Source organism: Pyxidicoccus xibeiensis (assembly GCF_024198175.1).
GTDB classification, from domain to species: domain Bacteria; phylum Myxococcota; class Myxococcia; order Myxococcales; family Myxococcaceae; genus Myxococcus; species Myxococcus xibeiensis.
Genome location: NZ_JAJVKV010000003.1, coordinates 567,633 through 583,961, shown reverse-complemented (window position 1 = coordinate 583,961; position 16,329 = coordinate 567,633). Strand labels below are relative to the sequence as shown.

Genomic DNA, 16,329 nt, shown 5'->3' with positions numbered 1-16,329 from the left:
GAAGACACGTGGACCTGCCAAGGTGGAAGGCCCTCTGCGCGGCCGTGGTGCTGCTGCTCGCGGGCGGTGCATGCCGCCAGCGTGAGGAGGCTGCGAAGGCCGCGGCTCCTGAGGCGACGGCCGTGGCTCCGGAGCCGAAGGCCGTGGAGGCGAGCGCGTCGAACCCGGTGGCCCGCGGGCGCTACCTGGCGGAGGCCGTGCTCGGCTGCGTGTCCTGCCACACGGAGCGGGACGTCAGCCGCTACGCCGGGCCCCTTCGCGGCGCCGCGCTGGCCGGGGCCTGCTACGGCAAGGAGTGGGGGCTGCCGGGCCGCGTCTGCGCGCCCAACCTCACCTCGGACCCCGAGCACGGCATCGGCCGCTGGACGGACGCGGAGCTGCTGCGCGCCATCCGCGAGGGCTATGGCCGCGACGGCCGGACGCTGTTCCCCATGATGCCGTACACGGAGTGGAGGACCCTGTCCGACGAGGACGCCCGCGCCGTGGTGGCCTACCTGCGCCAGGTGCCGCCCGTCCCGCACTCCGTACCGCGCACCGAGCTTCCCGCCGAGGTCCTGGCAGGCATCGCGAGCCTGGCCTCTGCACTGCCGGGCCCCGTGCCGGCGCCGGGGAGCGGCGAGCTGGCGCGCGGCCGCTACCTGGCCACCGTGGCGCAGTGCGCTTTCTGTCATGGCGGCGCCGGCGAGCCCTCCGAGCCCTTCGCGGGCGGGCTTCCCGTGCCCACCCCGTACGGAGAGGAGAAGGCGCCGGGCCTGCTGCCCCATGGGGCCGTGCTGCGCGGAATGAGCGAGGACGCCTTCGTCGCGCGCTTCACTGCGTGGCGCGAGCCGGCCGCCGCCCCCAGCGTGCAGGGACGCATCAACAAGCTGGCCATGCCCTGGCTGTCTTTTGCCCGCATGCGCGATGAGGATTTGCGCGCGCTGTACCGCTATCTCCAGACCCTGCCGACCCCGGCGCGACAGGGTGGCTGATCCGGCCGGTCGCTGGCGTCCCTCCGGATTGGCCGGTAGGATTCCCGCGTTTCCTGTTTCCCACCGCCAGCCCCCGGGCGGTGACACCCCGACGGGCACGAACCCCCCATGAATCCGCCCCTCAAGAGACTCCTCTTGTCGCTCCTGGTGCTGGCGTGCGCCTCGGGCTGCAGCCTGCTGGACACGTCCGATGCGGAAGGCACGCGCGGCCGCGGCGCCAGGGCCTTCGACCCGTACTCGAGCTCCGCCTCCGGCGCCATCTCCCTGTCGCTGATGGCCTTCAAGGGCTGCTCCATCCTGCCCAACGGCTCACCGGTGACGAAGGGCAGCCTCGCGCTGCCCACGTACCCGGACCTCTGCTTCGACCTGAACGTCGACTTTCCCCTGCCGGCCGATCCTTCGCATGAGCCGCAGGCCCGGATGACCGTGTCCCCCGGCGAGCTGTACTTCCTGCGTGAGTTCTCCGCGGTGGACATCGTGGCGGGGGTGCACACGGACTACAACGACCGCAAGCGGCCGGCGGCGTGGGCCCGCCTGCAGTCGGACTTCAAGGACCTGGACTGGTCCGGGATGACCGTCGGCCCGGACAACTGGGTGCAGGAGCAGCCCGGCGTCTTCCTGCGCGAGACGCGCTACGAGAACGCGGCGTGGATGCTCTCCAACGATGACACCCTCCTGCTGGAGGTGCTCGACGCGGATGGCAATGTGCGCACCAGCCAGACGTACCTGCGCAGCGACTTCCTGGCGGAGAACGCCGAGGCCGGCCGCACGCACGTCGTCTTCGCCGTGAACGGCCTCGCCCGCCCCACCTTCCCGGACGACCCCGTCCCCGTGGCGTCTCCGGATGGGGACGGCCTCGAGTACAACACCGCGGTGAAGGTCTCCTTCGCCGGCTCCACCAACCCCTTCAAGTCCTTCACCATGCCGGAGCTCACCGGTGAGGGCGTCATCCGCGTCACCTGGAGCCTGCGGCCCCAGAAGCCCTTCCTCTTTCCGGTGTCCTTCGTCCCGGAGAAGGACCGGCCCGCCACCTGCTACGAGGTGGGCCCGGACGGACTGGCCACGGACACGCCCGTGCCCTGCGGCTTCGGCCTGACGCAGAAGGTGCAGGTGGGGCGCCCGCAGAATGGCCGCTACCACGCGCCGGGTGAGTCGGTGGACTTCGTCGTGTCCCTCCAGGACGGTGACGGGCACGCGCTGCACCCGCGCGACTCCATGCCCTCCTACCTGGACTACATGAGCGAGGCGTCCAACGGCCTGGCCTACTTCAACAGCTTCATGCTGCTGACCTGGCGGGACGGCAGCGCCTCCGAGTCCGGCTTCAAGGTCGTGGGCCCGCTGCAAGACCTGCAGGTGGTCAACGGCACCTACGACCCGCCGTACTTCGCGTACCCGCGGGACATCGAGCCCGAGTACTACGTCAGCCCGAACACGCCCTACGTCCCGGGCGGCATGGTCCACCGGCCGCCCACGCGCTTCACGGTGCCCCTGCCGGAGGATGCGAAGCCGGGCACCTACGCCATCCTCCTGAAGGGGCACCGCAACTTCATGGGCGAGCGCCTGAACCGGTTGGATCCGTTCTTCTTCCAGGTGGGCCAGACGCAGCCCACCACGTACCCCGGCCGCATCGGCAACTGCCAGGTGTGCCACAACGGGGTGAACTCGCTGAGCAACGTGCACCACGGCGTCTCGGTGGACCACGTGGAGACGTGCAAGACGTGCCACCACGACGAGTCCAAGGGGCACGTCTCGGACTTCATGCACCGCATCCACATCAACTCGCGCAAGTACGCCCAGAACAAGGGTGACTGCACGCTGTGCCACCTGACGCGTGAGAGCACCCTGCGGCCCAGCCTCATCGCCTGCGAGGGCTGCCACCCGGGCACCCACGGCAACGAGTACAAGGACCTGGAGTTCGAGCCGCTCTCCGCCGCCCCCAACATCTACGGCAATTGCGCCAATGCGTGCCACGTGACGACGCCTCCGTCGGAGCACGTGCTGCCTGCCCGGTGAACCCCATGAGGAATGCGATGAAGGCCAGCTCCCTCACAGCCTCCTTCCTGCTCGCCGCCGCCCTGGGCGGCTGCGGCGACTCCGAGCCCGTTCCCGTCGGCAGCGGCGTGGACGCCCCTGTCGTCGAGCTGCCAGCGCGCCAGGCCACGGTGTCCGGCATGGTGTTCGACCCGGAGGCGCTCTACGTCCAGTACATGTCCACGGAGGAGCCGGGTGATGACCCCGGCGTCTTCGACGGCATTCCGTACCTGGCCGCCTCGGTCGTCCCGGAGGCGCGGGTGCGCCTGTACGGGCCGGGCCTGACGGACGTGACGAGCGACGCCTCCTCCGGCGGAGGGCACTGGCAGGTGCAGGGCGTCCTGTCGAACGACACGGTGCCGTACGTGGCGGAGGCGATTCCGCCAGAAGGGGGCGTCGTCTTCCACTCCGACGAGTCCACGCCCTTCGAGATGCCGCCCGCGACGTACTACCCCACCACGCACCTGCGTCCCATCCAGGTCAGCCGCACGCAGTGCATCGCCCAGACGGCGCTGATGGTGGGCAGCGCGGGCGCGCTGGACGCGGTGGCCCAGCACCTGACGGCGCAGGGGACCGCGACGACGGTGGCGGACCTGGTCAACCCGGCCCGCACGGGTGGGGTGGTGCTCTTCTGGGTGCATACGCCCAGCTTCTTCTACGACTTCTACCTCGGCTCCCTGGACGAGGTGGCCGGCGAGGCGAGCGCGGGCACGCTGCTGGCGCTGGACTGGGCGGCGCCGGAAGGGCTGCCGGGCCAGTCCCCCCTGGGCTTCTCCGTGCTGCCGGACCCGGTGAGCCACATCGGCTACTTCGCGCTGGTGCTGCCGCCGGGCGCGACGCAGCCGGTGCAGGTGACCTTCACGGACACGCACCCGCCTCCGGCGCCGGAGGAGGAGATGGGCCCGTACGGCTTCCGGCCCCTTCCCATCGAGCCCTTCACCGTGACGCCCCGTCCCGGAATCTCCGTGCAGCGCGTCAGGGCGGGGTTCAACTACCCCCCGCATGAGCCGGACCCGCTGGAGGACCCGCATCCGCCGGAGGAGGACGTGAGCTGGCTGTGCCAGGCGCCGCCTCCCCCGGACGAGCACGCCGGGGAGGAGTAGCCCGCCTTCAGCTCCAGGGCCTCACGTGCAGCCCGCGGAAGCGCACCGCGGGCTGCCCGAAGGACACTGGCAGCGGTCCGTGGTCCAGCTTGCGGCAGCCGCGCGTGGCGAAGAGGTTGACCGCGCTGGCGCCCACCGCGTCGATGGAGGCGAGCGCCTCCAGGCCGTTGCCCTCCAGGATGCCGGGTGACACGCGCCGTCCCGGGCGCCCGTCCCGCACCTCGCGCGCCTCCACCACGTAGAAGCTGAAGTCTCCCGACAGGAGATTCATGTGCCGCGGGGTGAGGTGCTGCACGAGCAGCCCTTGCGGCAGCTCCGCCAGCAGCGACTCCAGGCTGCCTTCATGGGGCTCCACGCGGGTGTGGGCCATGCGGGGCAGGGGCGGGTGCCGGAAGTCCACGCGTCGGCCATGGCCATTGGGTGGGCGGCCCAGGGCGTCGGCACTGCGGGTGTCGAGCATCGGCGAGCCGACGATTCCGTTTCGGAGGAGCGGCACGGCCTGGGCGGCGTGGCCCTCGTCATCCCAGGCGAAGCCGAGCGCGCCGTGGCCATCGGTGGGGTCGTCCGACACGGAGAGCCAGGGGCCGGCGACGCGCTGTCCCAGCCGGCGCGCGAGGTACGAGCCTCCGCGCGCGACGACGTCTCCCTCCAGCGGGTGGCCGCAGACCTCGTGGAAGAAGCAGGCGGACGCCGCGCCGGGAGGGAAGACGATGGGCAGCGTCCCGGTGGGGAAGGGCACGCACGGCGTGGTCTCCCGCAGCTCGCGCACCAGGCCGTCCACCAGGGCCTCCAGTGAGGGCAGCGTCGCGCGCAGGTGCGCCACGTCCGGAAAGGCGGTGGCGCGCCAGAGGTCGGTGGTGGCGCCGCCGGCCGCATGGAAGGCCTTCACCTCCAGGATGGCGTAGCGGGCGTGGTTCTCCACCTGATGCCCGGCATCGGCGAAGAGCGTCCGGCGCTCCACCTCGCGCAGCAGCACGTCCAACTGCGCGGCGCCCGCGGCACGGGCCACATCCACCAGCCGCCGCACGGCCTCCGCGCCCGCTTCGCCGCCATCCCCCAGGACGGGGCCGGGGGCGAGCAGCGCGCGCGCGCGGGGTATCACCTCCGCTGGCAGGGCACCGGGCGGGAGGTCGTCTCCCGTCACCTCGCTCCAGGCATGCGCGGTGCCGCCCTCCACGGAGCGGCAGGTGGAGAGGCCTCGCTCGTCGGTGGACGGCTGGACGCGGAGCCCGGAGCGGGAGTGGATGACCTCCGCCATCTCGCGCCGCTCCACGAACCAGTTCAAGGCGATGGGCTCCTTCCCGTCTTCCGGGCCTGTGCCACCGAGCCACGGCAGGGGGACGGGGACGGTGCTTCTCCAGCATCGCACCGTTTTGAAGGCGATGGGCTCCTTGGCGCCCGGGAACGTGCCACCGAGCGGTGACTGGCACGGGTCGGTACCTCTCTTCAGCAACGCACCGTTTTTCTGGCCGTACTCAAGGCGTGCGAGGGCTCGCGCCGTGGGAGGGGCTTCCCAACCGTGCAAACGGCCTGTGGGGCCTCACGGCGTGGGGAGGGCGTTCCCAGCCAGGCGCGTATGGCGCACGAGGCCTCGCGGCGTCGGAATGGGGCATGATGGCGCCACGTGGGTGCGACGCGAGACAGCGGGTCGGGCGAGGGGCAGGCAGCACAGGCCATCCTGTCGGGCCCGCGTGCGCTGTCGGGAGCCGCGCGGGCCGCGCTGGAAGACTTCGGTCGTCAGCACACCCACTCGGACGCGGAGCTCTTCCTCTCCGCGAGCCAACGCCTGACGCTGGAGTACGAGCCGGGCACGCGCACCTCCGCCGCCAGCCACGGCCTTGCCGTCTCGGCGGCGGCGCGGGTGTGGGCAGGGGAGCGGTATGGCTTCGCGGCGGGGCCCGTGGGCGCCACGCCGGACCTCCGGAGGCTGCTGGAGCTCGCGCAAGGTCGCGCCGCCGCAGGAGCCGCGGGAGCGAGCCTCCCGCCTCCACCCGTGCCAGCTCCGGCGGGCCCGAGTCCCTCGGGGTTGCCCGACCTCTCGGTGCACGCGGCAAGACAACAGGCCGAGCGCCTTGCCCGCGAGGTGGTTCCGCCCGGCGTCATCGTGCAGGCGCTGGTGCTCACGTGGCGCGCCACGGAGTCCGCACTGCTGCGAAGCGGAGGAGGGGAGACCGCGCAGGTCGAGGTCGGCGGCGAGGCCTTCCTGCGCTGCGAGACGGCGCGTGGTGCCGTGGTGGATGCCGTGGCGCTGCCACCCGGAGAAGCCGACGCGGACCTGGCTCCGCTGCGTGCGCGACTGGCGGAGGCCGTCTCCGCGCTGGAGGGGCCCGCGGAAGCCGCGGACCTCACGCTTCCCCTGGTGCTGCGTCCGGCCGTGGCGGCTCCGCTCGTCGCGGGCCTGTCCTGGCTGCTCCAGGGCGACGTGGCCGCCGCGACTCCAGCCCTGGCACGTGCCGTGGGCCGCAAGGTGTTTCCCTCGGTGCTGTCCGTGGACGACGACCCGGTGCGCCCGCGAGGCGTCTCGAGCCGGCTGTTCGACGACGAGGGCCGGACCGTGCGCGCACTGCGGCTGGTCGACGAGGGCCGGCTGCTGGGCTTCCTCCACTCGGGCGAGACGGCGGCCCGGCTGGGGGCGGAGCCCAACGGCCGGGGCCTGCGCGACGGCGCCGCACCGCCCGCACCCTCGGCGCTCGGCTTCTTCGTCGTCCCGCGCGGCGACGCGCTGCCCGCGCACTACATGGAGCTGGTGGCACGCGTGGAGACCTTCACGACGATGCCCCGCCCCGGACGCGTCTGCCTCATCGCCGGTGGCTGGGAGGTGCGGGACGGGCAGCGGGTGCGGCGGGTGGCGCCGGTGGAGCTGGACCTGCCCGTGCTGGAGACCTTCCGCGCGCTCCTGGGCGTGGGGGCGGACCTGACGTTCTTCCCCACCGCGGGCGGCTGCGGAGCGCCGTCGCTCCTCCTGCCGCCTCGCGCAAGCTGAGCCGCGCGGCGCCCCGGCCTTCAGCCGCCCTGACCGGGCTCGCAGCGCCGCACGGCACGCCAGCGCAGCAGGTCGTTCATCAGCGCCTGGAAGGCGCTTCGCTTGAAGGTGCGCCCCTCCAGCTTCGTGAAGAAGGCCTCCTCCAGCTCCTTCACCCGCACCGGCCTGCCCGTGTTGAGCGTGGCCACGAGCTTCTCCAGCCGGCGGCGCACCACGACGCTGGGAGCCAGCGTGGACGAGTGCCCGTTGGCGGCGACCAGCAGGTGCCCCTCCGACAGCGCGGTGGTGACGATGGGGCGCAAGGGATGGGTCCGCACCCAGTCCTGGCCGGTGAGGGGCTGCGCGTCCCGGTCCTGTGGCGGCGACCCCTCCATGGCCCCGGTGGTGAGGAAGCGCACCCACGCGGCCGTGCTCTCGCGGTCTGCGGCCAGCACGTTGGGGCGACTGCCCCGCTTGCCGATGGAGCGCCTCACCGCCTCCGGCACCTTCCACTTCGAGCCGTCCGGCAGCTCCGCGTGGCGCAGCTTCCCGGGCCACTCGTGCTTCGGCGCGGCCCCTACGAACTCGGGCGGGCGGAAGCTGACGCCCAGCGATGCGGACACCGTCAGGTCCTTGCTCGGCTCCGCGCGGTGCCAGTAGGACGCCGGCCAGTAGTAGATGTCGCCGGCCTGGGCTTCCAGGAACTGCGCCTGCGAGAGCAACTGCTGCTCATCCTCCTTGTCGCGCAGGTGGATGATGGCGCCCTGCTCGGCCATCCCGGGGATGTTCTTGGGAACCTCCGGCCGGTCGGCCAGCATCTCGAAGGGCCACATGCTCATCACCTTGTGCCCCTCGATGATGAAGTTGAAGATGTGCAGGTCGTCCTTGTGCACCCCGAAGGGCGTGGACTGGTAGTTGCCCATGAAGAGCGCCGAGTCCGCGCCGGACATCGGCACGCCGAGGGCCTCGTAGAAGCCGGACAGGAAGCTCTTCATCTGCAGCCAGTGGTCCCACTGGTACGTCTGCAGGTTGTTGAGCACGATGCCGAAGCGCCGGCCCCGGAGCTGATGGGTGATGCGCGCCACGTAGGCGTCGAGCGTCCCGTCCCCGGCGACGGGCAGGTAGCGCGACAGCGAGAAGAGGGCGGAGTAGTCCGGCACCTGGCCGGGCTCCGGCTCGTGCTCGATGTAGAAGCGGATGAGCTGCTTGAAGTCACCGGCGCGGTAGCGCTCGCCGCAGGAGAGCAGCGCCTGGAAGATGTCCTGGCTGGTGGGGAAGTGCTGCGGGAACAGCCCCCTGAAGACGGTGGGCTTGCGGTTCCAGTACTCCTTGACGAACGTCTTCCAGAAGGAGCGGGGGAGGGCGAGCGTCGGCTCGGGGGGATGGGCGAGCGCGGAGGAGGCCTGGGCCATGGATGTTCCCTGGAGGCGATGACCGGGAAATGGGATGCGGCGATGCTAGCATCGGACCTCCTTCCATGCTGGTGGCGCGACGCGGCGGAGCGGGTTCCAGCCCGGGTACGAGGCGGGTGAGATGAAGAGTGAAGCCGGACTCATGGGTGGCCCGCGGGCCCTGCGGCGCGAGCGCGGGGTGGCGGCCCTCTGGCCCGCGAAGTCCACGGAGCTCGTCGGCGACTCCCGCGTGCTGCGCGCGCTGCCTCGCGTGGAGCTGCGCCGGGTGGGGCCCTTCGTCTTCTGCGACCACTTCGGTCCGTCACCCTCCGTGGCGGGCGTCATGGACGTGCCGCCGCACCCGCACGTGGGCCTGCAGACGGTGACGTATCTGTTCTCCGGCCAGCTGCGGCACCGCGACTCGCTCGGGACGGTGCAGGACATCCGCCCGGGGGACGTGAACTGGATGACCGCCGGGCGCGGCATCGTCCATGCCGAGGCCGTGTACACGGGCCCGGACGCCCAGCCCCTGCACGGCGTGCAGACCTGGGTGGCCCTGCCGCGCGAGCACCGCCACGGCGAGCCCGCCTTCGCCCACGTCCCGGCCGGGCAGCTGCCGCTCCTCGAGCGGGACGGCGCACGGGTGCGCGTCATCGCCGGCGCGCTGGAGGACGCCGTGTCGCCGGTGGCCACCTTCCAGCCGCTCACGTACCTGGACGTGGAGCTGTCCCCGGGCGCGCAGGTGTCGCTGCCCGTGGATGCCGCGCAGGCGCTCGCGGTGTACGGGGTTCAGGGCGACGTGGCGGTGGGCGGCACCGCCGTGGCCCAGGGCGTGCTGGCGCACCTGGAGGACGGCATGCCCCTGCTGACGCTGCGCTCGGAGCGGGGGGCGCGGCTGCTGGTGCTCGGAGGGACGCCGCTGCCGGACCCCCTGGTCATCTGGTGGAACTTCGTGGTGGACAGCGTGGCGGAGGGACGGGTGCGGCTGGCGGACTGGGAGGCCGGACGCTTCCCGGCGCTCGCGCCCTGACGGCGTCCCGGTAGCGGCGCGGGCGGGGGCTCTGTGCGCCTCCTGCCCGGCAGGCGGCCAGGGCAGCGCGCGTGTGACGGATTCGGTGCATGCTTCGCCCCTCGCGCCGCGCGAGGGTCCCCGGGGAGTGCCCGGGACGCCTCGACCGCGGCACCACGGAGGACATGGATGTCGGGTCAGTCACTGGCTGCGAAGCTGCTGGAGGGCGCGCGCGACTGGGCGAAGCGGCTGCCCGCGGCCCTGGCCGAGGACGTGGCGGTGGACGTGGGCCGCAAGCGGCTGCGGCTGTCGCACGCGCGGGTGGAGCCGCTGGTGCGCCAGCTGCTGCGCAAGGTGAAGCACCTGGAGCTGCGCGAGTGGACGGCGCGACCGGACGTCTATGAAGCGCGGCTGTCCGTGCAGGGCTGGAAGCTGCGCGTGGAGACGACGCTGGAGCGCGTGGAGCTGACCTCCGGGCGCTACAAGCTGTGGCTGCGCACGCCGGGTGTCGTGGAGCTGGAGGAGTCGCGCACCGCCTCGTCGCTGATGATGGGCGTGCTGCGCGCGGGCGCGGGGCGGGCGGCGCTGCGCGCGCTGGCCGAGCGGCTGCTCCCGCCCGGCATCCGCTGGGACGGCCAGGTCCTCCAGGTGGAGGGGAAGCTGCCCGCGGACGGCCCGCTGCCCGCGAAGCTCTTCGAGAACGCCTCGCTGGCGGTGTCCGCCGAGCACGTCCCCGAGGGGCTGTGGCTGGGCGCCGAGGCCTGGCCCGGGCTGATGGACCTGCTCCAGGTGCTGTTCGGCACGGAGCTGCCTCGCACGCCGCCGGGGCCGTGAGCCTTCCTACTTCGCGGCCGCGGGCGGCTTGTAGTCGCCCGCGGGCGTCCTGGCGGCGATGGCCAGGCGGTTCCACGCGTTGATGGTGGCCACGGCGACGGTGAGGTCGGCCAGCTCCTTCTCGGAGAAGTGGGGCTGCACCGCGCGGTACACGGCCTCCGGCACATGGCCCTCCGCGACGCGCGTGACGGCCTCCGTCCACGCCAGCGCCGCGCGCTCGCGCTCCGTGTAGTAGGTGCTCTCCTCCCACGCGTCGAGCCCGTAGAGCCGCTGCTCCGACTCTCCCGTGGCGCGCAGGTCCTTCCAGTGCATGTCGATGCAGTACGCGCAGCCATTGAGCTGCGACGCGCGCAGCTTGATGAGGTGCAGCAGGCCCACCTCCAGCCCGCACTCGTGCAGGTACCGCTCCAGCCCCAGCATCGCCTTGTACCCGCCCGCGGCCACCTTCCCCATGTCGAAACGCCGAGCTTCCATGTGTCCAACCTCCAGGATGGGCCGGTGGGGTTTGCCGTCCCCGGCCTTCGTGCACCTTGTGTAACCAGGGGCCTTACGGGACACGAGAGCCACTTGCACGTGGCCCCATGGGGCCACTTCAGCGCAGGGCCCGCGCGAGCCGCGCCACGCTGTCGTCCATCTGCTCCTCGGGGACGGGGGAATAGCCGAGCATCAGCGCGCCCCGTCCCCGGCTCTCGAGTCGGAATTGCGACAGGGGAAAGGCCAGCAGGCCCGCCTGGGCCGCGCGCGCGGAGGCGGCCCGGTCGTCCACGCCCTCGGGGAGCCAGCCCGTCAGGTGCATGCCGGTGTGGGTGGGCTCCACGTCCACCAGCCCCTTCAGCTCGCGGCGGGCGGCCTCGACGAGCGCGTCCTGCCGGGCGGCGTAGAGCACGCGCATGCGCCGCACATGGCGGTTGAAGTGGCCCTGCGTGAGGAAGTCCGCCAGCACCGCCTGCTCCAGCACGGGCGAGCTGAGCCCGGCGAACCCGCGCGCGGCGGCGAAGGCATCGACGAGCGCCTCGGGCACCACCAGGTAGCCCACGCGCAGTGAGGGCGCCACCACCTTGCTGAAGGTGCCGGTGTAGAGGACGCGCGCGTCGGGAATCCGCCCCTGGAGCGCCGGCAGGGGCCGGCCCACGTAGCGGAACTCGCTGTCGTAGTCGTCCTCCAGTACCCAGGCCTTCGCGCGCGCCGCCCACGCCAGGAGCGCCTGCCGGCGCCGGGGGCTCATCACGACGCCCAGCGGGAACTGGTGCGCGGGCGTGACGAAGGCGAGCTTCGCGTCCGGTCGCAGCCGCAGCCCCGCCTCCACGTCCAGCCCTTCCGCGTCCACCGGGACGGGCACGGCCGTGGCCCCCGCCGCGGTGAGCGCGCCGAGCGTGGCGAAGTAGCCCGGGTCCTCCACCCACGCCGCGTCACCGGGGTCCATCAGCACCTGCGCGGCCAGGCTCATGGCCTGCTGCGAGCCGCTGACGATGAGGACCTGCTCCGGCACGCACCTCACCCCGCGCGAGGTGGCCAGGTAGTCCGCGATGGCGCGGCGCAGGGGCGGGTGGCCCGCCGGGGGCGCCCAGGACAGCAGGTCTCCCCATGAGCGCCGCCAGCGCGTGTGGAGCAGCCGGCCCCACAGCTCGCTGGGAAAGGCATCCAGGGCGGGCACCCCCAGCCGGAAGGCCATGCGGCCCGGAGGAATGCCTCGCGCCAGGTCGAACGGGGCGGGCACCGCCGCCAGCGCGGCGCCGCGCCTGGACAGCGCCGGGGGCTCCGCCTCCAGGCCGCGCGCGGGCCCCCGCGAGGCCGCGCGCCGCACGGAGGCGTGCCGCTCCGGAAGCTCCCGGGCCACGTACGTCCCCGAGCCCGTGTGGCCGACGAGGTAGCCCTCCGCCAACAGCCGCGCATAGGCATTGAGCACGGTGTTGCGCGACAGGTCCAACTGCTCCGAAAGCGCGCGCGTGGACAGCAGCCGCGTGCCGGGGGCCAGCCGGCCCGCGAGGATGGCCCCGCGCAGCGCCTCGGCCAGCTGCTCCTGCAGGGGCGCGCCCGCGGGCCCGTCGAGCACGAGCGAGGTCGCCGCCATGACGGGCATCCGCTTCCTGCGTCTGTTCCGCGTCTCCACGTCTGATTTACCTCGGTGATGTGCGGCATCACCAACCATCACTGGGAATGACTCCAGCAAGCAGGCTAGGTCTACGTCGTAACCCTGAGTCAGGGAACACCCGCGTGGGCCGTAGGTGGGGCGGCCGGCGGGGAAGAGACGCGCCGGGAATCCCGGAAAGAAAAGGGGCTTGAACGCATGTACGGACTGCCGTGGTTCGACTTCATCGTCGCGCCGGTGCGCGCGAAGAACGAGGTGGGGACGCGCGACAGGTTGCTACGGGTGGCCAGCCGGCTCGTCCGCGAGGAGGGCCCCCAGGCCCTGACGCTCGAGGCCGTGGCCCGCCGCGCCCTCGTGGGAAGGGGCACGCTGCGCTACCACTTCGGCGGCAAGCAGGGCCTGGTGGAAGCCCTGGTGAGAGAGCACCGCGAGCACGTCTCCGCGCTGCTCGCGACACTGAGGTGGAGCAGGCGGGCCAGCCGTGTCAGGTCTCGAAAGGTTGCCGCATGAGGAGGCTGCCGGAATAAAGCACCACTCATACCTTCCCGTTACATCATGGCGGCTCTGGAAGCCGGCCCTGGCCGGGTAAGGGGCTGGAATTCTTCGGTTCTTGTACCCGTTTTCAGGGGGTGGCTGACAACCGGTGGATATTCGGGGCCTTCCACATTCGACATTGGCCCCCTGACAGGCTAGAGGCTGCCCCGTCCCACGTTGGGACCCAGGCGGCCTGGTTGCCGCATGCGGAAAGAAGAACAGTATGGCAACGGGTACCGTGAAGTGGTTCAACGACGCGAAGGGGTTCGGGTTCATTGCCCAGGACAATGGCGGCCCTGACGTGTTCTGCCACCACACCGCGATTCAGACGGATGGTTTCCGGTCCCTGGCTGAAGGCCAGAAGGTGGAGTTCGAGACCCGGAAGGGCCCCAAGGGCCTCCAGGCCGAGAACGTCCGCGTGGTTGGCTGAGAGCGTCGGCTCCAGCACCCGCAGCCCGGTCTCCTCAACAGTGAGGCCGGGCTTTTGTTTACTGTGAGGGAGGCTCAATGCAAGGAAGATCCACGAAGCGCCAGAAGGAGCAGGCGCGCAAGCAGCACCAGCAGGAGAAGGACGCGAAGCGCTCGGAGCGGAAGAAGGAGAAGTCGGACCGCCCCACCCGTCAGCCCGGTGACGTCGACCCGGACATCGCGGACATCGTCCCCGGCCCCCAGCCGCCGGTGGAGTACTGAAGTCGAAGTGGGCTTCGCCCGGGCCCGCCAGAGGGCGGGCCCCCGGGCTCCCCTTCCCGGGCCGTTGTTCCCTCATCGCTGACTCCCTTATATCCTTGTAAAACCTGCTTATTCCGGCAGCTTTGACAAGGAGTCGCGATGAAGAACGTTGCAGGTGGCATCCCGCGGGCGGCCCGGACCGCGCTCATGCCGGTGTTCCTCCCCTTGCTCGCACTGGGGACGGCATGTGGTGCCCCGTCCCTCGAGGACTCGGTGGAGGCGCCGCTGGCCTCCCAGTCCCAGGGGGCCGCCTCGGGTGCGAACCTCTACGACGCGTTCAGCCGGGCGAACAGCGCCACCACGCTGGGGAGCCTGGAATTGGGCGGCCAGCCCTGGAGCTACACCCCCTCCGGCACGGCGTGGGGCATCAGCTCGGGCCGGGCGTACCTGGCGACGGACGACGCCACCTGGAACGACCACTACGCCACGGTGAACGGCGCCGCCAACGTGCGGGTGATGGTGACGCTGGCCACGCCGGGCCAGCACTCCGGCCTGACGTTCCGCTTCGTGGACCGGGCCAACTGCTGGAAGCTTGCGACGGACGTGAGCGCGGGGAAGTACTTCCTGACGAAGTTCGTCGCGGGCACGCAGACCTTCCCGCTGCAGCTTGCGCAGGCGCCCGTCGCCGGTGACGTGCTGGAGGTCCGCACGTCCGGCACCCGCATCGACGTCTACATCAACGGTGTGCTGAAGGGCGGGGTGAACGACGCCAGCCACCAGACGGCCACCCGCGTGGGCCTGCTGTCGAGCCAGGACAACCTCGCCCGGTTCGACGAGTTCAAGGTCTACACGCAGCTGGGCACGCGTGACGCCACGCTGCAGCCGTTCCGCTCGGACTCCGTCTGGAACCTGCCCATCGGCCGGGGCGCGACGTACGCGGACACCACGGACCCGGCGACGCGCGACTTCATCGCCACCAGCATCGGCGGGATGAACATCAACGCCTGGGCCAACTGGGACCAGTACTCGCACCCCATCACCCTGGCCTACACCAGCAACCCGTGGGCGACGGTGACGGACTACAACGACTCCTCGCGCAGCGGCGCCTATTACATCCCCGCGGATGCCACCATCGCCCGGGGCAGTGACGCGCACATGCACGTCATCAACCCGGCGCGCACGTTCATCGACGAGGCGTGGGCCACCACGCGGCAGTCGCCCACGGCCTACCGGGCGGGGCGCCACCACACGATTGACCTCTATGGCACGGGCCTGGGGCCGCAGAACGGGGTGCGCGCCTACGGCGGCTCGGCGGTGGGCGGGCTCATCCGCGCGTGGGAGACCACGCCCACGCATCCGAAGTACACGGGGAAGATTCAGCATGCGCTGGCCGTCGCCATCGACCGCGTGCAGCTGTACTACTCCTCCGGCTGGAGCGGCTACGACGCCAATGGCTACGGCACGGCGAAGGGCTACGTCTGGCCCGCCACCGAGCAGGACTGGGGCAGCGAGTCGACCTACAAGGGCAAGGTGCCCATGGGCGCCTACTTCGCCATTCCCCCCACGGTGGACCTCAACGCGCAGGGCCTGACGGCGGAGGGGAAGCTGGTGGCGCAGGCGCTCCAGGACTTCGGCGCCTACGTCACGGACGCGACGGGGGCCACGTGGGCCTTCTACGTGGAGCCGACCGCGCCCTCCGCGTTCGTGGCGAACCTCCGCAAGGACGCGCCGCGCCTGCGCTCGCTGCTGCGGCGGGTGACGAACAACAGCGCCGCCACGCCCAATGGCCCCGGCGAGCGGCGCGTGCCCATGCTGCCCGCGCTGGCCCCGCCTCCGTGACGGCGCGCTACCTCCTGCGCGGGTCCTGAATCGCGACCTCGTCCACGCTCCGCGGTCGCGGAGCGTCGGGCCATGGCGGACGGCCGGCTCAGGGCACGCGGCTGACCGTCCAGCGTCCGAAGAGGCAGTCGAAGTCTCCACGCCCGTCGCTTCAGGCCCCGGACGGGCGCAGCACCTCGGCGTGGGTGATGCGGTCCAGGCGGAACGGGCGGCGCTCGTCCTTGTCGAGCTCGACGGCATCAATCCGCGTCTCGTGGCGGTCCATGATGACCGACATCACACGGATGTCGCGCGTCGTCTCCAGGTAGTTCCCATCCACGTAGGTGATGCGCACCGGCTGCTGCTCGAACCACGCGCGCTCGATGGCCTCCCGCACGGACTTCTTGGCGGGCAGCGCGGGCACCCCGAGGAACGACAGCTCCTTCAGCCGTGTGAGCAGCTCGCGCTGCGCGGACGTGGACAGCGCGGAGCGCACCTTGTCGAGCGCGGACTCCAGCGTGTCGGTGAACGGCAGCAGGCGCATGTCGATGGCGAAGCGCCCCAGCGCCACGATGAGCGCCGCCTCGCGCGCGGTGAAGTTCACCGGCGGCAGGCTGTAGCTGCGGTCCAGCGCATAGCCCCCGCCACGTCCCCGCTCGGCGGCGAGCGGCATGGCCGCGGCGCGCAGGGCATCCAGGTCCCGGTAGATGGTCCGGACGGTGACTCCGAAGCGCTCCGCGAGCGTCTCCGCCGTGACGCCCGTGCGGCGGCCTCTCAAATACTCGGCGAGGGCGAAGAGACGCTCGGTGCGCTGCATACGGAGAAACCTGACATACCACTGTCACACCGGGGTCTCAATATGACGTCATCCCACGCCCCCGCCCGGGAGTGGGGACGGCGTCGCCAACCCGTCAGGTC

The 16,329-nt window shown here is 71.7% G+C and carries 15 protein-coding genes; 10 read left to right on the top strand and 5 right to left on the bottom strand.

Features of this window, described 5'->3' with window-relative positions; all coding sequences use genetic code 11:
* Positions 1-8 precede the first annotated feature (8 nt).
* From LXT23_RS15165 to LXT23_RS15155, 3 genes are all read left to right on the top strand, one after another.
* Positions 9-971 (top strand): c-type cytochrome, encoded by a 963-nt coding sequence (locus LXT23_RS15165; protein ID WP_253980881.1) that lies wholly within the window; start codon positions 9-11, stop codon positions 969-971.
* 108 nt (positions 972-1,079) lie between these two features.
* A complete protein-coding gene (locus LXT23_RS15160; RefSeq protein WP_253980880.1) occupies positions 1,080-2,984 on the top strand; it encodes a hypothetical protein in 1,905 nt (634 codons plus the stop codon).
* Positions 2,985-3,001: 17 nt separating this feature from the next.
* Positions 3,002-4,105 (top strand): hypothetical protein, encoded by a 1,104-nt coding sequence (locus LXT23_RS15155; RefSeq protein ID WP_253980879.1) that lies wholly within the window; start codon positions 3,002-3,004, stop codon positions 4,103-4,105.
* A gap of 7 nt (positions 4,106-4,112) precedes the next feature.
* Here LXT23_RS15155 and LXT23_RS15150 read toward each other — a convergent pair whose 3' ends face one another.
* Positions 4,113-5,390 (bottom strand): TldD/PmbA family protein, encoded by a 1,278-nt coding sequence (locus LXT23_RS15150; protein ID WP_253980878.1) that lies wholly within the window; start codon positions 5,388-5,390, stop codon positions 4,113-4,115.
* Between the two features lie 339 nt (positions 5,391-5,729).
* On the opposite strand from LXT23_RS15150, the gene LXT23_RS15145 reads away from it, so the two are divergent.
* A complete protein-coding gene (locus LXT23_RS15145; RefSeq protein ID WP_253980877.1) occupies positions 5,730-7,088 on the top strand; it encodes a metallopeptidase TldD-related protein in 1,359 nt (452 codons plus the stop codon).
* A gap of 20 nt (positions 7,089-7,108) precedes the next feature.
* Here LXT23_RS15145 and LXT23_RS15140 read toward each other — a convergent pair whose 3' ends face one another.
* On the bottom strand, positions 7,109-8,479 hold the full coding sequence (locus LXT23_RS15140) for a cupin domain-containing protein (protein ID WP_253980876.1): 1,371 nt from the start codon (positions 8,477-8,479) through the stop codon (positions 7,109-7,111).
* A 121-nt stretch (positions 8,480-8,600) separates the two neighbouring features.
* On the opposite strand from LXT23_RS15140, the gene LXT23_RS15135 reads away from it, so the two are divergent.
* Both LXT23_RS15135 and LXT23_RS15130 read left to right on the top strand, forming a co-directional pair.
* Complete coding sequence (locus LXT23_RS15135; RefSeq protein WP_253980875.1) at positions 8,601-9,488, top strand: pirin family protein; 888 nt, start codon at positions 8,601-8,603, stop codon at positions 9,486-9,488.
* 168 nt (positions 9,489-9,656) lie between these two features.
* Positions 9,657-10,301, top strand: coding sequence for a hypothetical protein (locus tag LXT23_RS15130; RefSeq protein WP_253980874.1), 645 nt, complete (start codon positions 9,657-9,659; stop codon positions 10,299-10,301).
* A 6-nt stretch (positions 10,302-10,307) separates the two neighbouring features.
* On the opposite strand, the gene LXT23_RS15125 is transcribed toward LXT23_RS15130, so the two are convergent.
* Both LXT23_RS15125 and pdxR read right to left on the bottom strand, forming a co-directional pair.
* Entirely contained in the window at positions 10,308-10,775 is a 468-nt protein-coding gene (locus LXT23_RS15125; protein WP_253980873.1) for a carboxymuconolactone decarboxylase family protein, read from the bottom strand.
* 118 nt (positions 10,776-10,893) lie between these two features.
* Positions 10,894-12,372, bottom strand: a complete 1,479-nt coding sequence (gene pdxR / locus LXT23_RS15120) for a MocR-like pyridoxine biosynthesis transcription factor PdxR (RefSeq protein ID WP_253980872.1) — start codon at positions 12,370-12,372, stop codon at positions 10,894-10,896.
* Positions 12,373-12,588: 216 nt separating this feature from the next.
* Here pdxR and LXT23_RS15115 point away from each other — a divergent pair, with 216 nt between their 5' ends.
* The 4 genes from LXT23_RS15115 to LXT23_RS15100 all read left to right on the top strand — a co-directional run bounded on the left by LXT23_RS15115 (position 12,589) and on the right by LXT23_RS15100 (position 15,432).
* Positions 12,589-12,900: a TetR/AcrR family transcriptional regulator gene (locus LXT23_RS15115; protein ID WP_253980871.1), complete on the top strand. Its 312-nt coding sequence runs from the start codon at positions 12,589-12,591 to the stop codon at positions 12,898-12,900.
* 247 nt (positions 12,901-13,147) lie between these two features.
* The gene (locus LXT23_RS15110; protein WP_253980870.1) at positions 13,148-13,354 is read left to right on the top strand and encodes a cold-shock protein; all 207 of its coding nucleotides are present in this window, start codon (positions 13,148-13,150) and stop codon (positions 13,352-13,354) included.
* A gap of 77 nt (positions 13,355-13,431) precedes the next feature.
* Positions 13,432-13,614 (top strand): hypothetical protein, encoded by a 183-nt coding sequence (locus LXT23_RS15105; RefSeq protein ID WP_253980869.1) that lies wholly within the window; start codon positions 13,432-13,434, stop codon positions 13,612-13,614.
* 138 nt (positions 13,615-13,752) lie between these two features.
* Entirely contained in the window at positions 13,753-15,432 is a 1,680-nt protein-coding gene (locus tag LXT23_RS15100) for a hypothetical protein (RefSeq protein WP_253980868.1), read from the top strand.
* 151 nt (positions 15,433-15,583) lie between these two features.
* Here LXT23_RS15100 and LXT23_RS15095 read toward each other — a convergent pair whose 3' ends face one another.
* On the bottom strand, positions 15,584-16,228 hold the full coding sequence (locus tag LXT23_RS15095; RefSeq protein ID WP_253980867.1) for a helix-turn-helix transcriptional regulator: 645 nt from the start codon (positions 16,226-16,228) through the stop codon (positions 15,584-15,586).
* Positions 16,229-16,329: the final 101 nt, after the last annotated feature.